Origin of the sequence: Candidatus Chloroploca mongolica, from assembly GCF_004762035.2 — a bacterium.
GTDB lineage: Bacteria > Chloroflexota > Chloroflexia > Chloroflexales > Chloroflexaceae > Chloroploca > Chloroploca mongolica.
This window is the reverse complement of record NZ_SIJK02000002.1, coordinates 147,928-174,488: the sequence shown is the minus strand read 5'-3', so window position 1 is coordinate 174,488 and position 26,561 is coordinate 147,928. Positions and strand designations below refer to the sequence as shown.

At 59.1% G+C, this 26,561-nt stretch carries 10 protein-coding genes; all 10 read left to right on the top strand.

The genetic code is table 11. The annotated features are described in order from the left end of the window. Nucleotides 1–28 precede the first annotated feature (28 nt). The 10 genes from EYB53_RS02105 (at nucleotide 29) to EYB53_RS02060 (ending at nucleotide 26,549) form a co-directional block, all read left to right on the top strand. A complete protein-coding gene (locus EYB53_RS02105; RefSeq protein WP_205712558.1) occupies nucleotides 29–4,243 on the top strand; it encodes a choice-of-anchor C family protein in 4,215 nt (1,404 codons plus the stop codon). 254 nt (nucleotides 4,244–4,497) lie between these two features. Next, nucleotides 4,498–8,736: a choice-of-anchor J domain-containing protein gene (locus tag EYB53_RS02100; protein ID WP_135476249.1), complete on the top strand. Its 4,239-nt coding sequence runs from the start codon at nucleotides 4,498–4,500 to the stop codon at nucleotides 8,734–8,736. A gap of 205 nt (nucleotides 8,737–8,941) precedes the next feature. Then, nucleotides 8,942–11,737, top strand: a complete 2,796-nt coding sequence (locus tag EYB53_RS02095) for a 2-oxoglutarate dehydrogenase E1 component (protein ID WP_135476247.1) — start codon at nucleotides 8,942–8,944, stop codon at nucleotides 11,735–11,737. Nucleotides 11,738–11,924: 187 nt separating this feature from the next. Then, nucleotides 11,925–13,253 (top strand): 2-oxoglutarate dehydrogenase complex dihydrolipoyllysine-residue succinyltransferase, encoded by a 1,329-nt coding sequence (gene odhB, locus EYB53_RS02090; protein ID WP_135476245.1) that lies wholly within the window; start codon nucleotides 11,925–11,927, stop codon nucleotides 13,251–13,253. A gap of 92 nt (nucleotides 13,254–13,345) precedes the next feature. Further along, nucleotides 13,346–14,647 (top strand): diaminopimelate decarboxylase, encoded by a 1,302-nt coding sequence (gene lysA, locus EYB53_RS02085; protein ID WP_135476243.1) that lies wholly within the window; start codon nucleotides 13,346–13,348, stop codon nucleotides 14,645–14,647. An 11-nt stretch (nucleotides 14,648–14,658) separates the two neighbouring features. Next, complete coding sequence (locus tag EYB53_RS02080) at nucleotides 14,659–16,005, top strand: winged helix-turn-helix domain-containing protein (protein ID WP_135476241.1); 1,347 nt, start codon at nucleotides 14,659–14,661, stop codon at nucleotides 16,003–16,005. A gap of 307 nt (nucleotides 16,006–16,312) precedes the next feature. Beyond that, a complete protein-coding gene (locus EYB53_RS02075) occupies nucleotides 16,313–18,448 on the top strand; it encodes a hypothetical protein (protein ID WP_135476239.1) in 2,136 nt (711 codons plus the stop codon). Between the two features lie 124 nt (nucleotides 18,449–18,572). Then, a complete protein-coding gene (locus EYB53_RS02070; protein ID WP_135476237.1) occupies nucleotides 18,573–22,733 on the top strand; it encodes a pre-peptidase C-terminal domain-containing protein in 4,161 nt (1,386 codons plus the stop codon). Between the two features lie 29 nt (nucleotides 22,734–22,762). Beyond that, nucleotides 22,763–24,310, top strand: a complete 1,548-nt coding sequence (locus EYB53_RS02065; RefSeq protein ID WP_135476235.1) for a DUF8740 domain-containing protein — start codon at nucleotides 22,763–22,765, stop codon at nucleotides 24,308–24,310. Nucleotides 24,311–24,329: 19 nt separating this feature from the next. Then, nucleotides 24,330–26,549, top strand: coding sequence for an IPT/TIG domain-containing protein (locus EYB53_RS02060; protein WP_167857218.1), 2,220 nt, complete (start codon nucleotides 24,330–24,332; stop codon nucleotides 26,547–26,549). The last annotated feature ends 12 nt before the right edge of the window (nucleotides 26,550–26,561 follow it).

The window sequence follows — 26,561 nt, the reverse complement described above, 5'->3', positions numbered from 1 at the left end:
GTATTGGGGCAACCGACGCAGTCTGTATGTGCAGACCAGTGATCTGCTGGTCGAGCAGAGTACGATCATCCGCTCAAGCGGTAGCGGGATCTATAACGATGGCGGCACCGTCACCGTGCGCAACAGCGCCCTCATCGATAGCAGCACTGGGGCGCAGGCCACCGGGGGCCAGTTGCTGATCGAAAATAGCTTGATCAGCGGCAACAGCACGGGGGTTGCCGTCAGTGGCTCGCCGGTGGTGACGATTACCAATAGTTCGCTGGCTGACAATAGTAGTTATGGGGTTAACAATAGCAGTACCACGGTGATCGTCCAGGCGGCGAACAACTGGTGGGGCGCGGCCTCGGGGCCGTACCACCCCACGCTCAATGACGCTGGTCAGGGAAGCCGCGTGAGTGACCGGGTTGTCTTTAGCCCGTGGCTCGGTGCGCCGCCCGCTGGCGTCGAACGACGCTATACCGTTGGTGGGCGGGTGACCTTGGACGGCATTGGGCTAGCGGGCGTAACCGTCTCGGACGGCACCCGCAGTGCGACGACCGATGCCTCCGGTTTCTACTTGTTGAATGCGGTGCCGGCGGGCACGTATACGCTGACCCCGGCCCGCGCTGGCTACAGCTTTACCCCGGCAACCCGGGCGATCAGCGTAACGGATGACCTGAGTGGTCAGAATTTCAGTGCCACGACAACGAGTGGGCCGACCCCAACGCCGACAATGACGCCGACCAGCGCGCCACCGACGGCGACGCCGACTTCAACGAGTGTCCCGCCGACGCCGACTTCAACGAGTGTACCGCCAACGGCAACCGCCACCACCACCGCTGCCCCGAATCCAAGCGCGACGCCTACGGCCACCTCTACGGCTAGCCCTGTACCAGGCAGTTCAATTGTAGCTAATGGCAGCTTTGAAGAGCCAGATGTGGGTGCGCGCTGGCAGCGCTTTAGCGCCGGGGCGACGATGGGCCAATGGCTTATCGGGGCGGGTGATGTTGATCTGGTGGGGTTGTATTGGCAGGCCGCCGATGGTAAGCAGTCACTCGAACTCGCTGGCGATCGTACCGGGTCGGTTCACCAGGATCTCGCGACCCAACCCGGGACAACTTACTTGCTCAGTTTTGCCATGTCGGGCAATCCTGATAGGGCCGGGCTCAAGCAGATGGAGGTTTATTGGGGCGGGACGCTCCTTGACACGCTAACCTTTGATACAACCGGCAAATCACTCGCCGAGATGGGCTGGGTTATGCATACGTATATGGTCACGACCAACGCTCCGACGACCCGGCTCCAGTTTACGAGTCTCACCTCGGCATATGGGCCAGTCATTGACCATGTGCGCGTCGAGGGCTCAACAGGTGAGGTGCCAACCTCAACGCCAACGACCGCCTCGCCAACCGCGACTTCCACGAGCGTGCCGCCGACGGCAACCCCAACGTCAACCACCGTGCCGCCAACCCCGACGACGACGAGCGTGCCGCCAACTCCGACAACAACACCGATGCCAACGGTTGAGCCAGGTACCTGGCAGGCAACAGGCAGCATGCAGACTGGGCGGGCCTGGCATACGGCTACCCGCTTGGCTGATGGTCGCGTGCTCGTTGCCGGGGGAAGTTCCGGCGCATGGGGCACAGGGCTGCAGAGCGCTGAGATCTATGATCCGGCAACAGGAACCTGGACGCCGACGGGCAATATGAGCCAGGCTCGTTTTGCCCATACGGCGACCCTGCTGCCCAATGGCAAGGTGCTGGTTGCCGGTGGCGAAGGGGCGGGCTGGCTGTCCAGCGCTGAGATCTATGATCCGGCGACGGGCAGGTGGAGTGGAACCGGCAATTTGCAGCGTGGACGTTCAATGCATACGGCAACGCTGTTGCCCAATGGCAAGGTGCTGGTTGCCGGTGGCTATGGAGGCGGCGATCTTGCCAGTGCCGAACTCTATGACCCGGTCACAGCTCAGTGGAGCACAACCGGGAGTATGAAGACAGCGCGGATGCGCTATCCGGCGGTGCTCTTGCCCAACGGTAAGGTGCTGGTTGCTAGTGGCTCGCAGTTTAGTGGGGGCACCTATCCAACGACGACTGGCGCGGAGATCTATGATCCCGCAACTGGTCAGTGGAGTGACACCGGCAGCTTGAATATCTCGCGCCACCATCATCAGGCGGTGGTGCTGCCCAATAGCAACGTGCTGGTCGCCGGCGGCCAGAATCTTCCGAATGCGAATAACGTGTTGAGCGCTGAGTTGTATGATCCAGCCAGTGGTCAGTGGAGCATGACCGCCTCGATGCAAGAGCCTCATACCAATACTGGTCCGATGGCGGTGCTCTTGTCAAATGGTCAGGCGCTGATCAGTGGCGGTGGGGATCAGGACTTGGGCGACGCGATTGTGCTGAGTGAACTCTACAATGCGACGACAGGTACCTGGAGTCGTACTGGTGATCTGCGTGAGGGTCGAAGTTCGCATGCGGTGGTGGTGCTGAACAATGGCTTGGTACTTGCTTCTGGCGGCTTCAAGACCTATGGGGTTGGCCTGGCTACCGCTGAGCTCTATGCGGTTGCGCCGCTTCCGGCGGGCATGACGGTTGATGCCATCACGCCACGCGAAGGCCCCGCCGGCCAAGCGACCCGCGTGACGGTGCAAGGCACAGGGTTTGCCACGACACCCCCGCCATCCGCACGCCTCGTTGGCAGCGGAGGAACGTTTGCCCTGACCGACGTGACGTCGCAGGGGGCGACCAGTTTTGCGGCAACGGTTCCGGCGACGGTGCCGCCCGGTAGATACGATCTGGTGGTGGACTCGAACGGGCGTACGGCAACCTTGCCCAACGCATTCACCGTGCTGGCCGCCGCCCCGGCAGTGACCGGTGTCTTGCCACCGTCGGCGCTGAATGATGTTGAGACCGAGATGCTGGTGCAGGGGCGCAACTTTGCGGCAGGCGTTGGCGTGCGCCTCGGCACTACCAATCTTGAGACGACGCGCATTGATGGCACGACGCTGCTCGCGGTGGTGCCGGCGGGTCTTACGCCGGCAACCTACGACGTGGTCGTGACGAATCCCGGTGGCGGCGAGGCGCAACTTGCCAATGCTTTCACCGTGGTTGATGCAACTGATGCAACCTTCGACGATCTCTTCAGCAGCAGCGATCAGTTGTGGATCAACCCGGTCTTGCCACGAGCCAATGAGCCCTTCGAGGTGGGTCTGGTGGTGCAACGCAGTGGGGGCAAGACGACCCTGACTGATGTGCCGGTCACCTTCCGCCGTGACTCGGTGACTGGCCCGGTGCTGGGCCGCGCGACGGTGCCCTTCCTTGATCCACCGGCGAGCAGCGAGAGTACCACGCCGCTGAGCATCGCGCTGCCAAACGCTGGGATCGTGACGCTCTATGCGATCATTGATCCCGAGGGCACGCTCACCGAGAGCACGACGACCAACAATGTGATCAGCCGGACGATGCTGGTGGCTGTGGCAGCGCGTGATCAGACGCCACCAGTGGTAACGGGGATTACGATCAATGGTGGTGCCGCAACAACCGTCGTGACCCGCGGCATTACGGTTGATATCAGCGCTCTTGACCCATCTCCAAATGCCAGCGGGGTGCGGTCAGTCCATGTGATCGAGTATGTCTATAACGAAGGCGCACAGCGCTGGGTGCCGATGGCGAGTTCGGGGTGGTTGCCTTACAACCAGACGCCCGAAAGCTACCGCTGGACCCTGGTGCCGCTGCCTGGCATGCACTACCTGCAGGTACGGGCACGGGACGGCGCGAATAACATCTCGATCGGCCAGGCACGTCGTCTGATCACCTACGAACCAGCAACTGACCAGATCAGGCGACGCCAGACGCGCATCTACCGCTATGAGGTCGGGGCAGGCCAGGAGTTCCGGGTCAACCTGGATGTGCTCTCGGGCGATGCGGATCTCTATGTCTGGTCATCTGATCCGCAGCAATCGGCCTGGGTGAGCAACCTGCCAGGCAGTGCCGACGAGCAGGTGATCATCCCGGCTAGCCAGGTGGTACCGGGGATATACCAGGTCGAGGTCTATGGCTACACGGCGGCAGAATACCGGCTGAGCACCTCGCTGGGCGGTGCTCCGGCGTCGGTGCAGGCGTTGGGTGGCGGGCTGGCACAAGAGAAAGATCTGCCTGTTGCCCCGCTCGTACCGGTGAACGCGCTGCCGGATGCGCTGGTCGGCGATGTACCGCCGCTCGAAGCCGAGCTCTACCGGGTCTATCTGCCGTTGAGCTTGCGGTAAGGGTGCGTTTGGGTTACGTGCGTGCGGAGGCCAGTTACCCTGGCCTCCGCACGCACGTAACGGCATTGCTCATCATTGACAGCCGAACTATAATGAAGATACGATGGATCATCAGGCGATGAAAGGAGGTAAAACGCGCTCAAACCCAGTTGGTTGTAACACACTCACATGCATTTCTTTAGCTTCCTCGCTAATGTGAGGTCAGTGATACCTGTTTCTGGGCAGATACCACGGCCCCAAATAAGGTGAATATCATGCAAGCCTCGTCTCGCTCTCCAAGCTACTCTCGTTCCTTAATCTTTTTGGGGTTGCTTCTTGCTGGTCTTCTGCTTGTTGGCTTTGCGCCCTTTGTCAGGGCGGCGCAGGACTTCCCCACGTCCCCTGAGACGTTTGATGGTACCAGTCTTCCGTCTGGCTGGACCGTCGTCAATGCCAGTTCTAATGACCCCTATCCGATTGATTCACCCTATCCCTTGCCCAATGATCGCCATGGATGGCGCTTTGATAACCCCGGAGCACGCCAGAATTTGACTGGTGGCACGGGTAATTTTGCGCTTGCCGATAGCGACCATGCCGGTCGTGGCGAAACGATGGATACGCAGTTGCGCACGCCAACGTTTAGCCTCCAGGGCGTTGCTGCGGCCTATCTCGAGTTCAATACCGACTTTCGTCCGTACGATGCGTCGACCGGCGATGTCGATCTGAGCATTGATGGCGGGCAGACCTGGACGAACATCTGGCGGACGACCTTGAGTGTTCAGGGGCAAGTCAAGGTCACCCTGCCCGCTAGTGCGCTCAATCAAACCAAGGTCAAGTTGCGCTTCCGCTACTACAATGCCACTTGGGATAAATATTGGGCCATTGATAATGTTGCGATTGTTCCGGTTGATCGCCCCACCCCTCCTGATGGCTTGCAGGCGACGCTCAAGGGTAGCGAGATCCAGTTGAATTGGAATGCCGCTTCCAATGTACGTCGCTATGTCATCGAGCGCTCGCCTGATGGTACGAACTGGGCGACGATCACCGAGGTTCTTGACCAGAAGAGTTTTACCGATCAGCAGGGCTTGTTCTGTGGTATCCCTTATCGCTATCGCTTGCTTGCGCGCAATCTGGCCGGCCTGTCAGAGCCGAGCGCGACCGTAACCGTGACGACCGCCTCGTGTGATCGCCCTACGACGCTCAATGAAGATTTTACGGCAACCACGCTGCCCAGTGGCTGGACGATGACGCCCTCCTCGGGGGCGACCTGGTTGCTCAATAATCCGAATGGACGCACGAATCAGACCGGGGGGACAGGCAATTTTGCGCTTGCCGAGAGCCGTCAAATGGATGCCTCACTTGTCTCACCCTTGCTCAACCTCAGCGATCAAACGAGTGTTGAGTTGCAGTTCAAGACCTTTTTCCGGGTTGATCAACGGGCGACCGCTGAGGTTGATGTCAGCACCGATGGTGGGTCAACCTGGGTCAACGTCTGGCGGCAAACCAGTTCGTTTCAGGGTTCTGTCACGCTCGATCTCTCCTCACAGCTCGCCAGCAAGAGCGCGGCACTGGTGCGCTTCCGCTACTCGAATACCAATGATGATTGGTACTGGCAGGTTGACGATGTGCAGTTGCTGGCGATGAGCCCACCTGTCGTGCCGACCAATTTGCGTGGTTCCCTCTTGACGTCAGGTGACGTCAGTCTGACCTGGGATGGCCGTGGGAGCCAGACCTTTGAACTGGAACGGGCCCTCGGCAGCAGTGGCAGTTTCCAGAAGATCGCCACGCTCGAGCAGGGCGTCACGAGCTTTGTTGATAAGACCGTCACGTCAGAGACGCTCTATCGCTATCGTGTGCGGTCACGTAACGCGGTCGGCTTCTCAGCCTATAGCAATATAGCTTCGCTCACCAGCGGCAATCGCAATGTGCGCATGATTGACATAACAGTCTCGTACTATGCCAATAGTACGACAGCCCAGGCGCGTCGGCAGGCGATCGAGCAGAACCTGCGCTACTTTGCCGATAGCATCTACGAGATGTCCAACGGGGCCAATAAGCTTCGTCGGGTGACGATCTATACGGGCGGTAGCTTTGCGAATCAGGCTGATATTGTCTGGGTGGCGAGTTGCTGGCCCAATGCGCATCTTGCCGGCTATGGCACGCCAGGGTTGCGCATTCAGCACTGTGATACGTTCCAGACGACCAATTTGACGATCAATTTCATGAACAACGATCGTGAATTTCGTCAAGGTGGCTATGTCCTTGGTCATGAAATGGGCCACTACTTCTACTCGGTCTACGATGAATATCGGGGCACTAGCCCGTCGACAGCCTGGATTGGTTTTCCGCGCTTGACTGATACCCCGGTGGACAACTCGGTGATGAATAGTCAGTGGAATGCCGTGGACGGCAATTTCAACTGGCTCAACTTCTCGACGGCACTCAACAATACCGGCAATACGGCGCAGCACCGGGTCTATGCGTCCAGTGCCTGGCAAACCCTGGCCCGCCCCTTGCACCAGGATCCACGCAATGATGCGCGGATGACGTCACCGGTGCGCCTCTTCCATCCTGAACTGGCGGCGGTTGCGCCTGCGTCAGGGCAGCCCCCACGGATCGATCTGACGAATGCCGCTGCCCAGGCCAATGCACGCAACGCGTTGCAGTTCGTCTGGGTTGGCCAGTCAGGGAGCCCGCGCTTGCAGCAAGCCAATGCTGAAATGGCACTACAGTTTGTGGTGGACACCTCGACGCAGATGAGCGAGGCGCAACTGGCGTCGATCAAGGCGAATCTGAAGAATCTGGTTGATCAGGCGTCTGACACGACGATGATCGGCCTGATTACCTATGCCGATACGGTGACGGTTGTGCAGCAGCCGGTGTTGCTCGACAGCGAGGCGAGCCGTACCGCGCTCAAGGCAACGCTTGATGGCTTGGTGTTGAGTAGCAGCGCTGCCGTGGTGACCGGCGAAGCGCTGGAAACCGCGCTGGGGGCTGAGGGTGCCGCTGGCATTCCCGACAACGCGGTGCGTGCGGTCTATCTCTTTAGCGCCGGGATGTATACGGGCGCAAGCCATCCTTTTGCGCAGGTTGGCGCGTATCAAGACGCCGCCGTTACGCTGGAGGCCTTTGATCTGGGGCGCGATCCACAACTTGCCGCAGAACTCTTCCAGCTGGCGACGGCAACCGGTGGCGACTACGTAAGCGTAGCCGATGCAACCGAGTTGCGCATTGGTCTGCGTGAAGCGACCCATCGTTTGTCGCCAGTCGTTGACGTTGGCATCGCCACCGGCTCGGGTGAGATGACGAATGCCACGCCGTATGAAGCAAGCTTCTATGTTGATGCGAGCCTTGGCACCCTTGATCTTGATGTAATCTTTAGTGGCCTGCCCGCTGACGCAACGATCACACTCACGCGACCTGATGGCACTGCGAGTGGAGCCATCTTTACGGCCTCTGGTGTTGATGATGGCTTTGGTGGTCAGTTTACGCTGGCCAGCACGCGTATCACCAATCCTGCCCTTGGGACCTGGACACTGCGGGTGACCACAACGAGTGCCCGCAGTCGTGTCGCCTTCTGGGCTGACGGGACACCGCAAGCCGATGAAGGCACGTTCTTTGCCCATGTTCGTTCGCTGACGGGCAATACCATCGCCGCGCCCGAGGCGCTCTTGATCGATGCGATGGTTGCCCAAGACTTCCCGATCACTGGTGGTGGTATCCGTGGCGAAATCACGCTGCCTGATGGCACGACCGTGCCGGTAGTCTTTACCGATGATGGCGTGGCCCCCGACTTCCTGGCGAATGATGGGCACTACAGTGCGCTCATTGATTACCGGGGCAACGGCGTCTATTCCATTGCGGCCTTCTTCGATAACGACAACGGGCAGGCCGTCTTTACCGAAGAGGCGGTTGCCCCATCCACGGCACCCGATGGCACCGTCCGTGAAGCTCAGACCTACCCGGTCGAAGGCAACTTCCAGCGGTACGCTACCACGAAGGTCTTTGTGACGGGATGGCAACCTGACGACCACGCGGATGATATGTTCGCGGCGACGCAGATGTCGCCCGATAACACCCCGTTTGATGGGCGCATTGATCGGGTTGGCGACGTTGACATCTTCAAGGTTGACGTACCGGCTGATTACAGCGACGCGCTGATCCTGCGCATCGGGCAACTGGCCCTGGGCATGGATCCGGTCATAACTGCCTTTGACACCGACGAGACCTGGTCAATCGACCGCTCGCTCACCGGTGCCACGGGCGACATGATCAGTGTTAGCCTGCCAAACAGTTCCGGGACAACGGTCTATATTGCGGTCAAGCATCGCAATGCCGCCGCAACCACTGGCCTCTACGAGTTGTCGGTTGGGCCACTGCTCGCCAATGAAGTGCCGGGCAACCTTGATTCAAAAGGTGCCGAGCATGCGATCTTCCTGCCCATGCTCCGCGTACCGGCACAAGGTATACCGAATGCAGCGCATGCGGTCTATCTACCGCTTACGCTCCGGTGAGAGATGGGCGCTGCGTTAGATCCATAATGAATGGGTGGAGACGAGGGGCGTAGCCCCTCGTCTCCACCCATTCACTATAGGCTCATGGTACAATACGAGCCAGCAAGAATTGTGCAAGAAAGATCCACCGAAACGCGCCAATGATCATCATCCAGCAACGCCAGGTGATTGGAACAGCGGTGGAACGTGAGAAACAGAGAAGCGTATGAGCGAATGGCTGCAGTTTCATGGCCCCAATGCGGGCTACTTGATGGAGTTGTACGAACGCTATCAGGCCGATCCTGACTCGGTTGATGCGGCAACCCGCGACTTTTTTGCGGCGTGGACGCCTCCTGGGGTTGAGGTGCGCGATAGCGAGCATGGGGCCGGGCTTGATGTGACGCGCATTGTTGGTGCGGCTCGCCTGATCCGCTATTTACGTGAGTTGGGCCACGTGGCAGCCCGGATCGATCCGCTGGGGAGCGACCCGCCCGGTGATCCTGGGTTGGAATTGATCTCGCATGGGGTGACCCAGGCTGACCTCGCGATGCTGCCCGCCCATATTATCCGTGGGCCTGTGGCGACCCATGTTCGCAATGCCGCCGAAGGGGTCGAGCGGTTGCGCCAGATCTATTCGGGGGCGATTGGCTATGAGACCGATCAGATCCAGAACTGGGAAGAACGGAACTGGATCCGCGAGGCGGCTGAGAGTGGCCGCTTTGCCTTTGATCTCGATACCGATCGCCAGCGTGAGTTGCTCGACCGCCTGACTGAGGTCGAGACCTTCGAGCGCTTTTTGCATAAGACCTTTCCCGGGCAAAAGCGGTTTTCGATCGAGGGTACCGATATGCTGGTGCCCGTGATTGATGCGATTATTCGCAATGCCGCTGCTGGTGGTACCCGTGAGGTTGTGATCGGCATGGCCCACCGTGGGCGGATCAATGTGCTTGCCCATATTCTTGGGAAACCATACTCGTCAATTCTGAGTGAATTTCATACGCCAGATTATACGAAAGATACGTATCTGGGCTGGACGGGTGATGTCAAATATCACCTTGGCGCACGGAAAGCCTATCGTGAGAGTGGTGTCTCTGAGATGCCGATTACCCTTGCGCCCAATCCGAGCCACCTGGAGTATGTGAATCCGGTGATTGTTGGGCGTGCCCGCGCTGCCCAAGAGAAACGTACGCGCCCTGGCTATCCCGAGGAGGACGAGAAGGAGTCACTCGCCATCCTGATCCACGGCGATGCGGCCTTCCCCGGGCAGGGGATCGTCGCCGAGACCCTCAATATGTCGCGGTTGGAAGGCTATCACGTTGGCGGAACGATCCATATTATTTTAAATAATCAGATCGGTTTTACTACTGACTATCAAGAATCACGCTCAACGCTCTATGCCTCTGATCTTGCCCGTGGTTTCGAGATGCCAGTCGTGCATGTCAATGCCGATAATCCCGAGGCGTGCATTTCGGTCGCTCGTATGGCCTGGGCGTACCGCGATAAGTTCCAGAAGGATATCTTGATCGACCTGGTTGGCTATCGGCGGTGGGGGCACAACGAGGGCGATGAGCCGGAATTTACCCAGCCTCGGATGTATGAGAAGATCCGCAATCACCCGACGGTACGTGAGATTTGGGCACGTGAGTTAGAACGTCGCGGTGTGATTACCCACGAAGAAGCCCAGGCGCGGGTTGAGACCGTGATGCAGCGGCTTCAGCAGGCGTTTGACACGGTGCGTGAGCGTCAGCGCCTCGCGGCCAGCCTGCCACCGACCGAGCAATTGCCGCCAGCCCCACTCGCCAACCCCTTGCGTGAAACGATTTTTGCCAAGCCGATCTCGGCGCAGAAGTTGCTTGAGTTGAATGAGGCGTTGCTTGATCGCCCCGAAGAGTTTATTGCGCATCCGAAACTTGAACGAATGTTGCAGCGGCGGCGTCAGACGATCCATGACCACGCTGGAATTGAGTGGGCGCATGCCGAGGCACTCGCGCTTGCGGCGATTCTGGCTGACGGTACGCCGATTCGTATGACTGGACAGGATAGCGAGCGCGGTACTTTTAGCCAGCGCCATCTGGTGTTGCACGACTCGCTGACGGGCGAACGGTTTGTTCCGTTGCACCATATGCCCCAGGCCCGCGCTGCGTTCGCTCTCTACAATAGTCCGCTCTCAGAGGCGGCTGTCCTTGCGTTTGAATATGGCTATAGCACCCACGCTCCCGGCACGATGGTGCTCTGGGAGGCGCAGTTTGGCGATTTTGCCAATGGGGCGCAGGTGATCATTGATCAGTTCATTGTCGCGGGGCGCTCGAAGTGGGCCGTTGATCCCGCCCTGGTGCTCTTGTTGCCGCATGGCTACGAGGGTCAGGGTCCCGAACATTCGTCGGCGCGCCTCGAACGCTTTTTGCAACTCGCCGCCACGGATAATATCCGGGTCGCGAATCCGACCACGGCAGCGCAGTATTTCCACTTGTTGCGCTACCAGGCGTCGGCGCTGGCGCTGCATCCGCGCCCGCTGATTGTGATGACGCCCAAGAGCCTGTTGCGCAATCCGCGCTCGAATTCGTCACTCAGTGATCTAACTGCTGGCCCCTTCAAACCGGTGCTTGACCTGGGGGCCGATGCGCCGCCTCCCGAAGATGTGACCAGGCTCATTCTCTGTAGTGGCAAGGTCGCGATTGATCTGCTGGCTTCGGGTGAACTCGAACGAGCCGGGGGCAGCGTTGATCTCGTGCGCGTCGAGATGCTCTATCCGTTCCCCGAGCACGACCTGCGGGCGACGCTTGAGCGCTATCCCAATCTGCACGAGGTGATCTGGATGCAGGAAGAGCCACAAAATATGGGGGCGTGGTCGTATATTGGACCCCGGCTGCAAGCGATCCTCGCCCCTGGCCTGACGTTCCGTTATGTCGGGAGGGGTGAGTCGGCTTCAACCGCCGAGGGTATGCATAGTCTGCATGCTCGCGAGCAGCAGCGCATCTTGCGCGAAGCCGTCGCCGGGGTTGCGGTTAGTACCGTAAGCTAAGTTGTTTTCAAGCTAAGAGGCTGTCTGAAAAGAGTTTCAGCATCGTTCGCCACCACATGGTGTACCGTTGGAGTGCCGGCTTTAGCCGGCTAAAGCCGGCACTCCGAAGCAAACCGTCGCCTTTTCAGACAGCCTCTAAACTGTTCACCGGTGGGGTGTTTTGTGAGTGACTTTGCGGAGCAAGCATATGGCATATGAGATCAAAGTTCCAGCGCTTGGTGAGTCGATTGTTGAGGCGATTGTAGCCCGCTGGTTAAAACAAACGGGTGAGGCAGTGGCCTCCGGTGAGCCGGTGGTTGAACTCGAGACCGATAAGGTCAATCTTGAGGTTGCTGCTGACCATGCCGGGGTGATAGGTGCGCTGTTAGTGCAAGAGGGGGCGACGGTCGGCATTGGCGATGTCCTGACAACGATTATCCCCGGTTCGGCGGCGACGGTTGTGGCCTCGTCGACTGCCGCCACCGCGACTCATAGCGAGAATGGCGCACACGCCACGCAAGAGCAAGCGGTGAGTATGCCCGGTGGCGTCGTGGCTACTCCAACCGCCCAGAAAGTGGCTGCGCAGCATGGCATTGACCTGCGCACCCTCAGTGGTACTGGCCCTGATGGGCGCATTACAAAGGAGGATGTGCTGCGGAGCGTGGAGGCTCCTGTGACCAGCACCGTTGCGGTACCTGCGGCACCTGCGCGTCCGCAACCAGTTGCCCCCCCACGAGCGGCACAGGCAGCACCTGTTTATCCAATTTCTGCCCCGGCCCCGACACCGATCGAGTATGCACCAACGCCCGCACCAGTGGTAGCTGCGGGGGGCGATGGTCGCCGTGAGGAACGTCAGCGCCTGACGCGCCGCCGCCAGACGATCGCCCGTCGCCTGGTCGAGGCTCAGCAGACTGCGGCCATGCTCACGACCTTTAATGAGGTTGATATGCGCAGCGTGATGGATTTGCGCAAGCGCCATAAAGACAGCTTCAAAGAGCGTCACGGGGTCAACCTCGGGTTTATGTCGTTCTTTACCAAAGCTGCGGTTGGCGCACTCAAAGCCTTCCCGACGGTCAATGCCGAAATCCAGGGCGAAGAGGTGGTGCTCAAGCACTATTACGATATCGGGATGGCGGTTGGCGTTGAAGAGGGCCTGGTCGTGCCGGTGGTGCGCGATGCTGACCGCAAGAGCTTTGCGCAGATCGAGCAGGAGATTGGCGTGCTCGCAGGCAAAGCCCGCAACGGTACGCTTAGCCTGGCTGAATTAATGGGCGGAACCTTTACGATTACGAATGGCGGCGTCTATGGATCACTGATGTCCACGCCTATTCTCAATGCGCCGCAAGTTGGCATCCTCGGTCTCCACAAGATCGAAGAGCGCCCGATTGTCCGTGATGGTCAGATTGTGATCCGCCCGATGATGTACCTGGCGCTCAGTTATGACCATCGCCTGATTGATGGGAGTACGGCGGTGCGCTTCCTGGTGCGGCTCAAAGAGTTGATGGAAGATCCCGAGGCGTTGCTCCTCGAGGGGTGATGCTGTTGCGCACCGTGCGGGGAGCCAGTTTACTGGCTCCCCGCACGGCGCGCAGGTGGACGGTCAAATGGGCATGTTGAGGAGCAACACTGATGGATGTGTGGCCCGAAACGGTTGCGGTGCGTGATGGACATCTTGCTGTGGGGGGATGCGATCTGGTTGCGCTGGCCGAGCAGCATGGGACACCGCTCTATGTCTTTGATGAGGTGACGCTGCGCGGCGCAATGCGCACCTATCGGGCGGCGTTTGCCGCAGCCTACCCGGCGCAACATCGCGTCCACTATGCAAGCAAGGCGTTGCTCAATACCGCACTGGCCCAGATTGTTGCCGAGGAGGGCCTTGGGCTGGATGTGGTGTCGGCGGCTGAGTTGCGCGTGGCCCAGCGAGCCGGGGTGCCGATGGAGCATGTGCATCTGCATGGCAATGCCAAAAGTGCGCTCGAACTCGAGCGGGCGCTGGCATGGAACGTTGGCGCGATCGTGGTGGATAATCTCGATGAGCTTGCCCACCTGTGCGCACTGACAGCGCACCGCCCGCAGCCGCAGGGTGTTTTGTTGCGCCTCGCCCCGGATATTGCCGCACAGACGCATGCCCATATTGCGACCGGTAGCAGTGATGCGAAGTTTGGCCTGCCCCTTGCCGCACTTGATGCAGCTGTGACGCAGCTTCTGGCGGCCCCCGGACTCCACTTGCTGGGCCTGCATGCCCATATTGGCTCGCAACTCTTTCGGCTCGATCAGTTGCAGGCGACCGTGCAGGTGCTGCTCGAAGCGGCGGTGTATGTGCGTGATCAGTATGGGTATACTGTGACCGAGTTGAGCCCCGGTGGTGGCCTGGGGGTTCCGTATACAACCGAGCAACCGCCGACTGATATTTGTGGCTACGCGACGATGCTTGCCGCGACCCTGACTGATGCGTGTACGCGGGCGAACTTTCCTTTGCCCAGGCTGACGATCGAGCCGGGACGCTCCATTATTGCGCGGGCGGGCGTTGCGCTCTATCGAGTCATCGGACGCAAATATGCGCCCGATGGACGACTGCTCTACCTGCACGTTGACGGCGGTATGGCCGACAATCTGCGCCCGGCGCTCTATGGGGCGCGGTATAGTGCGCTGCTCGCCAATCGTGCCGCCGAGCCTGCGGATACGGTGGTGGCGGTCGCAGGCCGGTACTGTGAATCTGGTGATATTCTGTTGCGTGACATAGCCCTGCCATCCGGCGCATCTGGCGACGTGTTAGCTGTTGCTACCGCAGGTGCGTATACGTTGAGCATGGCGAGTACCTACAATCTTGTGCCACGCCCCGCTGTGCTTTTGCTCGCAGGCGGCTCGGCTCGGTTGATCCAGCGACGTGAGACAGAAGAAGAGTTACTTGCGCGTGATATCGTGCTGTAGCGGGGTAGGTGATGCAAAATCATTTCTTTTACCGTGGCCCGATTCGTGATCGGCGCTATCTCTATGGGCGCCAGCCGCTGCTCGAGCGTGCCCTCGCGTTTCTTGCCTCTGGGCAGAGTGTGGCGCTGATTGGCCCGCGGCGCATTGGCAAGACCTCGCTACTGCTTCAACTTGGCGATCCAGCGTTGCATGCCCAGATCGGGCGTGAGGTCAGCCGGCTCCGTTGTGTCTACCTCGACTGCCAGAGTCTCGTTCAGGCGAACCCTGAGATGATCTATGGGCGGCTACTTGCCGCAATCGGCGAAGGATCGGAGGCTGCTTCGTCGGGGTGTCGTGCGGATGGCAGCGAAGGCGTAGCGTTTGCCCAGTTTGAAGCAGCCATTGAATGCGCTAGCACCAATGGCTATACGTTCATTTTTTTGCTCGATGAGGTTGAGAGTTTGCTTGCGAATACGCAGCTTGATCAGACCTTCTACACGAGTCTGCGGGCATTGTCCACGACGCATCGGGTTGTCTATGTGCTTGCTTCGTCGTGCTCCTTGCTTGAACTCGACAATGCGCATCTTGAGGCGTGGAACGTCGCGTTTCTCAATGATTTTGCCGTTATTCGTCTTGGGGTACTCTCAATGGAAGCGAGTCGTCTCCTGTTGCAAGAGTTGTCGGCGCAGAGTGGTTTTACGCTTGATCAACTCTTGCTTGATGCCTTGCTGGAACTCGCCGGTTGCCATCCTCTCTTTCTCCAGATCGCCGGTTACCACGCGATCGAGTTGCTGAAGACCGGTGAGTTGCAGCGCCCCTATGATGCGCCGACACTTGAGCATGCGTTTCTGAGCGAAGCCACCGCACAATGGAGCGCCATGTGGCATCGGTTGAACCTTGAGAGTAAACAGATGTTGGCGCTCTTTGCGTTGCTCGCCCCGACGCATCCGGCTGCTGTGCGCCGCCTCGAAGCCTGTGGTCTCGTAACGCAAGGAGCCGATGGACAACCAACGTTGCTCTCAGCGGCCTTTCGCCGTTTTGTCGCTGAACAAGAGGTACCCGGCTTGATCCAGGTGCCCCCGGTGACGCTTGTGCCGTCACTCAAAACCACCCTGTTGCGCGGTGAGCCGTTGCCCTTGCCACCGCAACAGTTTCAACTCTTGAGCTATCTGGTCGAGCATCGCCAGCGCATCGTCTCACGTGAAGAATTGACCGAGGCGCTCTGGGGGCGTCACGACGCAGCGAGCCTTGAGAGTCTGCGTACCGCGTTGCGGAGTCTGCGCGAGGCGCTGGGCGAAGACCAGGGATGCATCCAGATTCTCCGCGGCCACGGCTGCCAGTTTGTTGCACTCGATCTTCCGGTTTTGCTCCCCCAATGATCCGCCAAACTTCCCTGTTTGTTCCCTCCACAAACTCAGCGTTGATACGCTATGATGGGGTCAATCCCAACAAAACAATGCGTCAATCTCGCTCCTTGTTCGTGTCTTCGCCACTCGTATGCTCATCGAGCCTCCCAGGTTGAGGTGCAACTGTAGCGCCTTCTGCCACTTTCCTTTTGCCCAGGTGCCCACTTGACGCAGTTGCCCCAAACGCCTGTTTCGAGGCCCTGATGAGTACAGCGCAAAGGAATTGGTCAACATGGGAAGGGAGCAACCCCGTCGGTTCTCTGGTCGCAGGTCGGGTCGTATGATCGGGTTATGGCTGGTTGTGGTGCTGCTTGGGGGCGCGTTGGCCTTGCCCTCGCTCTTGGCTGCAGCGTCACGTCAGGCGAGTCTCGCCAATTGTGCCCAGGTTCCCGTACTCGAAGCGGGTACCGAGTTGGCGCAGTCTTTCGCCCAGACGTCCTCAGGGGCAGCCTGGGTTCGGTTGATGGTCGAACAGGATCAGCGGTATCGGCTCGAGGTGAGTGAGGCTGCCGCGCTGCAACTGAATCTCTATGACCATTGTAGCCGTGGCGGTGCCACGTTTGCGCTGACCGATGGCACGCTTGAGTTTACAGCGCTGCGTGATGGGCCGCTCTTTTTGCTGGCCGAGCGCAACGGGCGTGCCGTGGAGAGCGAGGCAAGCTTTGCCGTCAGTCTGGCCCCCGCCGCCCCGCATCGCCCCAACCTCGCCCAGAGTCAGGAAGTGCCCGAGGCAGTGCAACGCCGGGCCATTGAGTTCCTCGAAGAGTTGCGCGGCAGCGACCTTGCCCCTGAATGGGTCGAGGCTCGCCTGAGCCGCGATGTGCGCATCATTTATCGCCCCGATCTCCAGACCCCGGCCTATTACGAATTTAGCGTTGAAAAGCCAGGGCCAAACGGCTATGAGCCAGCCGGGTTTATTCAGCTTGCCGCCGGCGAGCATGACTATCCTGTGTCGCACTGGGATGTCTCGGGCATGTCGCCGACCCAGGAACTGGCCGAAATTGCGCCGCTCGGGGCAAGATTGACCGAGTTTTACAAGCTCGATGCGCTCTCGTATGCCTCGGAGTATGAAGCATTCACGCCGGTAGGGATCAGCGCAGTGGTGGATGATGTCGTGAACCTTGGGGATCTGCCGCAACGCATTCCGGGTCTGAGCGATCTGCCGCAGGAAGAAGCTGAACTGGTGACCGAAGGCGTCGACTCAGAGGGCAATGTGGAGCGTGAAGGCCCCGAAGAATTGCCACTCAGCGAACAGGAAGAGTGGCCTTCGTGGGAAGCCTTGAAGAAGGAGTATGAGACAGCCTACGCACCATTGCTTGCTGCGCAGACGCAACGGGCCGAAGAGACCTGGACACTGGATCAGAATCTGCGCACCAACGGCGAAACGCTGATCCGCGGGGATGAGCGTGCGGTCTTTGGCTTGCCGAATCAGCCGATTACTGCGATCAATGTGACGGGCGACGGTACCACCGCGCAGTATCTCCAGCAGGAAGAATTGACCGAGGAGACGCAGTTGCGTGGTGTCCGGCTGGTGGTGCTTGATGAACCCGAAGATCCCGCAACGCTGTTGCCGATCAATGTTGAAATCACCTATGGAAGCGGTGTCACCGAGACGGTCAAATATGCTATTGCGAATAGTCAGGCGCTTGGTCTGACGGGAAGCAATGCCGTCTATTTGCCGGTCGTCACACGAGGTGGTGTTGGCACCGCCGGGGTTGCGGTGAGCCAGACCGGGGCAACGCTCAACTCGTGGGGGCCGTGGCAGTACTGGTGGGCCGACGGCAATACTGGCGGCATTCGCTACGGCCAGTTTACCACGGGCGGTTGTGCCAGCGGCTGTGGCGCGACGGCCTGGTCAATCCTCTTTGCCTGGGTTGACCGGCGTGCAGCCGAGAATCACCCGCGCTGGCGGAATCACTGGGGGCTCTACCGCGAAAACGGTGGCCTCGGCAGCGACGTCGTTGCGCCAAAGAGCCAGGATACCGGCGTACGCAACATGACGAGTGAGATCCGTGGGCATATTGGCACCTTCTGCATTGCCGGCAGTGGGGCGACCTGGCCGTGGCGGATGATTGATGCATCCAGGTATGTTCAGCCACGGGCAAGCGCCGCATGGCGAATGAATACCCGCTACGATCCGACGGGACTCTGCTGGTTTGGAGCATGTGACAGGAACCGCAACCTTGCCCGCGATCAGATCATCAATCGGGGCGCCCCGGCGGTGGTTGGTACCGGCTGGTTGCAACACTATCCGGTTGCCTATGGCTACGCTCAGCGCAGCAAGCGATCATGCTTCCTCTTTATCTGCAATACGAGCTATCAGCGTAGCTTCTATGTCAACAATGGCTGGTATGGCAACAATAACGGCTGGACGAGTGCCGATGTCTGGTTTGCCGGGGTCTATAATAATCCGTGATGCAAGGGGGCCGTAGGCCCCCAGGGATTTTCGCTTTGCTGGTCGAGAACCCCAGCGACGCTGGGGTTCTCGACCAGCAAAGCACCAAGAAACCCCGCCAGCCTAGCGCAGGAGAAAAAAGATCATGACACGGATTGCCTCGTATGCGCTTGGGATGACGATGGTGGCCCTGGTTTGTCTGTTGGCAAGTCTGGGTACATCACTCGGCGCTGCGCCGAGTCGTGGCGAGGCTGATCAGGCTGCCCTGGCGCTCGCGGCTGTCTCGCGGACACGAGTGCCGGTTGCTCCTACCACCATCGGGACGCCCATCGCTGCATCGCGTGGGGTGGCGAATACGACGTTGCCAGATCTGGTGATTACGGCAATTAATCTGACCCCGCTTGACCCTGGGGTGGGTGGCACGGCCGATATCGAAATCGTCGTAAAAAATCAGGGAACCGCCGCAACGTCGGGCCGGTTCAATATCTATCTCTATGTTGAACCGACTGATGAACCGCCAAATGAGCAGACTGAGTATACGACGTTTGCCGGCTATGCGCTGATGTTGCCCCCCGGGGGGACGTTTAGCTTTACCCGGTTTGACCAGCAATTTACGCGCACGCCGCCGACGGTCTATGCCTGGGTTGATCCGCCGTGGGAAAATTTCATTGCCGAGTTAGACGAAGAAAATAATCTCTTTCCTCAGGTTGCTACCGGGGTTGATGCCTTTGAAGATGATGATACGTGTGTTCAGGCGAAACCCATTCCAACGGATGGAACGCCGCAGAGTCGCAATTTCTTTCCAAATCCGGGGCGCGAACGTGATGTTGATTGGGTGACGTTCAATGCGGTCGGCGGTGTCACCTATGCGGTCGAAGCGAGTCCAACCGGGGTTGATGCTGATCCAATTATTGAACTCTATAGTACCTGTACAGGGGCACCGAGTTTTAGTAACAAAGTCATTACCGAATTCACTGCCCCTGCCGATGGCCCGATCTTTCTACGGGTTCTTAATAACAAGACTGGGCCTGATCATCCCTACACGCTTCAGGTAACAAACGATAGTGCTTGCCCGAGTTATTTCGAGCCAAATAATAGTGCCGCTACCGCTGGCGATTTGCCGCTTGAGACCGTGCAAACCCACAGCTTTTGCAAGCCTGCCGATCACGACTGGGTACGTCTGGCGGTCGAGGCCGGGGCCAGTTATCGCGTGGTTGCGACCAGCGTCGGGCCACGAGCGAACGTGACCCTTGAACTCTATCGTACGCTTGATGCGGCAACAAGTGCCGCGAGTGGAGCCACGATCGAGTTTATCGCGGCGGAGGCCGGCCATGTCTATCTCAAAGCGGCCCAGGTTGAGCCTGAGGTTGCTGGCAGTGGCACCGAATACACCCTGCGCGCCGAGCGTCTGAGTGTCTCGGGGTGTACGCCGGATAGCTTTGAAGATGACGATACACTTGAACAGGCAGGTTCAATTGCGGCTGATGGAACCACCCAGACGCGCAATTTCTGCCCTGAAGCCGATGTGGATTGGGTTAGTTTTACGGCCAATGCCGGAACGACCTATACCATCGAGACACTGAATCTGGGTGAAGCGGCTGATACGGTGATGTGTCTGCATACCAGTACCGGTGAGCAGATCGCCTGTGATGATGATGGGGGCACTGGCAAAGCCTCGCGCCTGAGCTTTGAACCGCCGGTCAATGGCACCTATCTGTTGCAGATCAAGGATTTCTCGCCAACTGTCGCGGGTGAGCTTACCAGTTATGATCTCAAGGTGACGCAACGCATCTGTCAGCCCGATGCCTTTGAGGATGATAATAGCCGTAATAGTGCGCGAGTCGTTGTCGTTGGAAGTGCTGCAACAAACCGCAACTTCTGTCCGGCAGGTGACGAAGACTGGATCGCCTTTGTCGCCGAAGCGGGCAAAAATTACCTGGTGGATGCGATTGCCCTCGGTGCCGAAGCCGATACGGTCGTTGAGTTGTACGATGCCAACCAGGTCTTGCTCGCGCTCAATGACGATTTTACCCCCGGTACCAGTTCGCAGGTGAGCCTGGCCGAGGCTCGTGCCGGCAACTATTTTGTGCGGGTACGCCAGTATAATCCGAGCTACCAGGGCATCGGCACCGAATATTCGTTGCGTGTCCGCGAAGGGACGGCGACACCGCCACCGACGCCCTCCCCTGGCCCAACCCAGGGTACCACCCCGCCTCCAGGGCAGACCGAGGTACGGACGTTGATTCTCTTCAATCAGACGCGCTTTGGTCAGATCTATAGTGTCGCCGAGGCTGCTGCGGTTTTGGCGCGCCTCGAAACATTGGCACAGCATCCGCAGGTGCGCGGCGAGATCGTCTTGCTTGACAATAATGCTCAGGTACGGGCTGCCTACACCGCCTGGGTTGGTGATCTTGGCAATGTCGAAAAGGCCAATCAGGTAACAGCCGCGATTCGCACGGTTGTCCTCACCTATCAGCAACAGCGGAGCGGGCTTGAATATCTGGTGCTGGTCGGCGATGATCGGGCGCTCCCAATGCGTCGGATCTTCGATACGACCCCGCGTTCGCCCGAACGAACCTATGCGCATGTCAGTACGAACCATCCTGCTGGGGTTGCGATCAAAGACAACCACTATTTCACTGATGACTATTTCTCGGATCGCGAGCCAGCCGAGGCCAATGGGCGCGAGCTCTTTCTCCCCGATCTTGCGACGGGTCGCCTGATCGAAACGCCCACCGAGATCATCGTTCAGCTTGATGCCTTCCTTGAACGCCAGCGCACCACGGTGAGCAATGTCTTGATCACCGGCTACGACTTTGTGCAGGATCTTGCGTCGGCCGATTGCGACGACTGGCGGGCCGATCTGGGCCTTCCCCGCATTGATTGTACCCTCATTGGTGATACCTGGACAGGCGATGCACTCAGGGCACTCCAAACGCGTCCAACTTCGCCGTTTAATATCCAAATCTTCAATGGTCACGGAACGCACTATGCCCATGGGGTGCCAGTGGGCAATTCGCTGCGCGCCAGCGATATCGCCGAGGGTACCGCCGATCTGCGCGGGGGCCTGATCTATTCACCGGCCTGCCATGCCGGGCTCAATCTTCCGCCTGGCAATGAAACGAACCCGCTTGATCTGCCGCAGGCCTTTGCCGGTCGCGGGGCCAGTTATATTGGCAATACCGGCTATGGCTGGGGGATGCGCAGTGCCATTGGGCTCTCGGAACGCATGGTTCGGCTCTATACGCAAGAATTGCTCAAAGGCACGCGGGCGAGCATGGGCCAGGCGCTGGCGACGGCGAAAAGCCTCTATTTTCAGCAGGGCCAGTCTTTTTCTAGTTATGACGAAAAGGTGATGCAGCAACTGGTCTTTTATGGGTTGCCGATGTATGAAATCGAGACCGGGGCGGTGCTCTCTGGCCCGGGGAATGAATTCCCGGGGGTCGGCTTTACGCCGATCTTGCCGGGTGGCGGCGCTGCCCTGATGAGCAATGGGTCCGTCTTGACCGGCTCGGTGGCGATTGACTTTCGCAATGCCGAGAATCTTGCGCTCTCCGAGACCGATGATGGCGGCTATTATGCCTTGAATGGTTCGGTGCAGACGGTGCCGGGGTTGCCGGTGCAGCCGTTGCACTTTGGCAATGTGACCGCCCCCAACCTGGAGGCTCGTGGGGTGCTGTTGCTCCAGGCAAGCTATCAGGAAGCCGAGCCGTTCGATCCGCTCATTGCCGCCCCCTTTAACGAATATCAACCCGATAATGAACCTGGCGAACTTGCCCAGGCCCGCGGACTCTTCCCGCTTCTCCCGGTCTCGATCCAGCGCCATAACCAGACGTCGAGCTTGGTGACGCAGCTTGGCCAGTATGATGCAGATCTGGGAGCCTTGCGTTTGCTCAACGACGTCAACGCCGAAATCTACTACAGTCTCTCGGACGAACAGTTTTCACGCGAAACGACTGTCATTGACGGCATTACCCGTGTTGGCAGCACTCAGGTCGAGATCAAAGTCGGGACCGTTGAGGTTGCCGGGATCGAGCGAGTCGTGCTGTCGTATATTCAAGACATCAACCAGACCGCACGCCAACTGCAATCAATGGATCTCACCTACGATCCACGCGCGCAAAAATGGGTTGGCTCGTTCACTGGTGACACCAACTCACGTTATCTCGTTCAGATTGTTGACAAGGCGGGCAAGATCACCGTTGCCGCCAACAAAGGCCAGTATTACACTCCGGGCCTCGTGACTGCCGCACCGGATACGCCGTGTACAGGCCATTGTGTCTTGCTCCCGCTGGTAAGTCGTTGATATAAGCTTTGTGACAAAGGGTGACTGTTATGCGTACGTTATTCACGGCCGTGCTGGTCTTTGTCGTCGTTGTGCTCGTTGCAACCACGCGCTATCCAGCCGAAGCTCAGGGGACATTGAGCGCCAGTACCAGTTTCAACTACCAGGGTGTGCTGACGGCTGACGGAGCACCAGCCAGTGGAAGCTTCGATCTGCGCTTCATTCTCTACACTGCTGCCACCGGCGGTTCGCAGGTTGGTGCGAGTCTGTTGCGCGAGGATGTCACGGTCAACCGTGGGCTCTTTGTGGTAGCGCTTGATTTCGGAGACATCTTTGATGGCGAGCCACGGTTTCTCGAAATTGCGGTGCGCCCCGGTGGTTCTACCGGTGAGTTCACGATTCTTTCGCCCCGCCAGGAGCTTGCCAGCGTGCCGATGGCGATCTTTAGCCAGCATAGTGTGAACAGCCAGAATAGTGTCAATAGCGAGAATAGTGTCAATAGCGAGAATAGTGTCAACAGCCAGAATAGCGTCAACAGCCAGAATAGCGTCACGAGCGAGAGCACCAATGCCCTGCGCGAGCAACCACTCGCCGAGACTGCGCCAACCAGCGGCCAGGTGCTGAAATGGGATGGGACAGCCTGGGCACCGGCGGCTGATACTGATACGACCTACAGTGCCGGTTCAGGGTTGTCGCGTTCAGGCACAACCTTCAGCGTCAACTTTAGTGCCAACGGCAGCTCGAGCTTGGTAGCGCGCTCAGATCACAACCATCTTGGCACGACGTGGCGCGGGGATGTCGGCTACACGGCGCTATGGGTCGAAAATCAGTCTACTGTGTCTGGTGCTTCGGGGGTGGTCGGCATCAGTGTCGCGGCGAATGGCTTGAGTGGGCGGAGCACATCGGGCAACGGGGTCAATGCGGTCAGCACATCGGGCAACGGGGTCAATGCAAGTAGTTCGTCGAGTACTGGTGTACGTGGCGTCAGTTCGGCTGATAATAGTGTCGGGGTCTGGGGCCGCAATGCTTCAGGGGGATGGGGTGGCTATTTCGAGGGTCGTGTCACTGTCGCGGGCACCTTGAGCAAATCGGGTGGCTCGTTCTTGATCGATCACCCGCTCGATCCGGCCAATCGTTATTTGAGCCATTCGTTTGTCGAGTCGCCCGATATGATGAATGTCTACAATGGCAATGTCGTGCTTGATGCCAACGGACGCGCCGAGGTGACCCTGCCCGACTATTTCGAGGCGCTCAATATCGAGTACCGCTATCAGTTGACGCCGATTGGCGGTGCAGCCCCGAATTTGCATATTGCCGAAGAAATTGTTGACAATCACTTTGCGATTGCCGGGGGTTCAGCGGGGCTCAAGGTCTCGTGGCAAGTGACGGGCATCCGCAATGACCCGTGGGCACGTGACAACCGGATCATTGTTGAGCAGGAAAAAATCCCGGCTGAGCAGGGCACCTTCCTCTATCCAGGGGCGAATCCTGATGCTCCGCTGCGCCCGCAAACAACGCCTGCCGAGTCAGTGCCAATGGTGCCGGTCTCATCTGATACGACGGTAGATGTCCCTGCGCCTGCTGATGCGACCCGCTAGCGATGGAAAGGCCAGCCTCATGCAACGCACATCGCTTTTCGGGGTGATTCTTGGCGGATTGTTGCTCGTGCTGACGATCACGATCGTGGCGGCCCAGGCCGGCTTTGGCCTGCCGTGGGCGGCGATCAGTGGTGGCGGTGGCACGAGTAGCAGCGGCTCGTTTGCGGTTCAGGGTTCGCTTGCCCACGACAGCAGTCCACCGCTGACTGGTGGCATCTATACGCTAAACGGCGGATTCTGGAGCGGCCTCAATGACGAGGCCCCGACGTTGAGTGCCGTCGAGCCAACGGCAGCGCGTAGCGTGGTGCCGGTTGCGCTGGCGCTGACGGGCAACTATTTTCAAGTTGGGGCGACCGTGACGCTCGGCACGACGGCGCTGGAAAATGTGACGACCATCAGCGCCTCGCGCATCGAAGCGGTGCTCCCCGCCGGGGTTACCGCCGGGGTCTACGCGATTGTGGTGCGCAACCCCGACGGGCAGAATGTCACCCTCGATGACGCCTTTACCGTCGAATTGCCCAATCTGCGCATTCTGCAAGTTCAACCGGATCAGGGTGCCAATCAGCAACCCGTCGAAATTGTCATTGCCGGCGAGGATTTTTCGCCAGCGGCTGAGGTTCGACTTGGTGAAACCACGCTGACCGTCATTCACGATAGCACGACCCGCATGCGGGCAACCGTGCCGGCTGGATTGAACCCGCAGGCCTATCCGCTGACGGTCATCACGCCTGGCGTGGCTCAGGCGACTCTTGAGAACGCCTACACCGTCGTGGTGCAGGCTGCAGCGGGGGCCGATAATTTTGAGCCAGACAACACCTGTGCGACGGCACGAACGATTAGTGTCGACGGCGTCGCCCAGTCGCGCACGTTTCATCGTGCCGAGGATGGCGACTGGGTCGCCTTCAGTGCCGAAGCAGGACGGCGCTATCTGCTGGTGGCTCGCCCACCCGCAGGTTCCCCCGCCAGTCTCGCGGTCGAACTCTATGATCGGTGCGAGAGTGACCCAACAGGTGGGCAGAATAACACCTTTAGCAACGGCGTCAGCATCTCATTTGACGCTCCCGCGACCGGCACGATCTACCTCAAGGTGATCAACCGTGATCCGAGCATCTTTGGATCAGAGGTCGCGTACGACCTGTCGGTGCGTGATCTCACGACGATCACCACAGCTGAAACGCGGGGCGCGGTGATCATTGTGGCGGGCAAATTGCGCGACAATGATGATGTGCAGCAGCAGATCCATGGGGTCGCACGCAATGCGTATCAACTCTTCCGCGCCAACGGGTACGACGACGATCACATTCAGGTACTGGCGACCGATCCAACCCTGGATGGCTACGATGCCCCGGCCACGTTGACCAACCTGCGCAACGCGATTACCATCTGGGCGCGTGAACGGGTTGTCTCGAGTAGTTCCCTAACCATCTACATGGTTGGGCATGGCGACGAAAATCGTTTCTATGTTGATGAAACCGCCGGGCAGCAGCGTCTCGAACCCGAGCAACTCAACGAGTGGCTGAATCAACTCGAAACAGCCCGCCCCGGGCTCAAGGTCAATCTGATCATCGAAGCCTGTTTCGCCGGAAGCTTCATCCTCGACCCGGGCAGCCTCAGCAAAGTCGGACGTGTCGTCATCGCCTCCTCGCCTGCCGACAACGTGGCGTATGCCTCACCCGAGGGAGCCTATTTCTCAGACACATTCCTCGCCTCACTCGCCTCGTACAGTCTCTACGAGAGCTTCCTTGACGGCAAAGCGCTTGCCCGTGCGACCTATCCCGACCAGATCGCCTGGCTGGACGATAACGGCAATGGCGTGCCAAACGAAGCCGCCGACGGGCAAGAAGCGCAGCAGCGCAGTTTTGCGCTTGCAACGCTGAGTGACGATCTCAACTTCCGCCCGCTCATTGTCGAGGCAACCTTTGTGCGTACCGAGGGCAGCAATGGCACCATCAGTGCGTTGGTCCGCGACGATCATGGTGTCGAAGAGGTCTTTGCCCAGATCTTCCCGCCCTCGTACCAACCACCCGATCCACAGTCAGGGCTCGTCACGGTAGCCGTACCCTTTGTCACCCTGTCCCCGCTGGGCAATGATCGCTACAGTGTGACCTACGACGGCTTCACCGAAGAAGGTGACTATCGCATTGTCATCCAGGCCCGCGACAATGACGGTTTCAATGCCTTGCCCATTGTTGCCACCACGGGCGCGCATCGGGTCTATTTGCCATTGACGCTCAGGTAGGGGCATGGCATC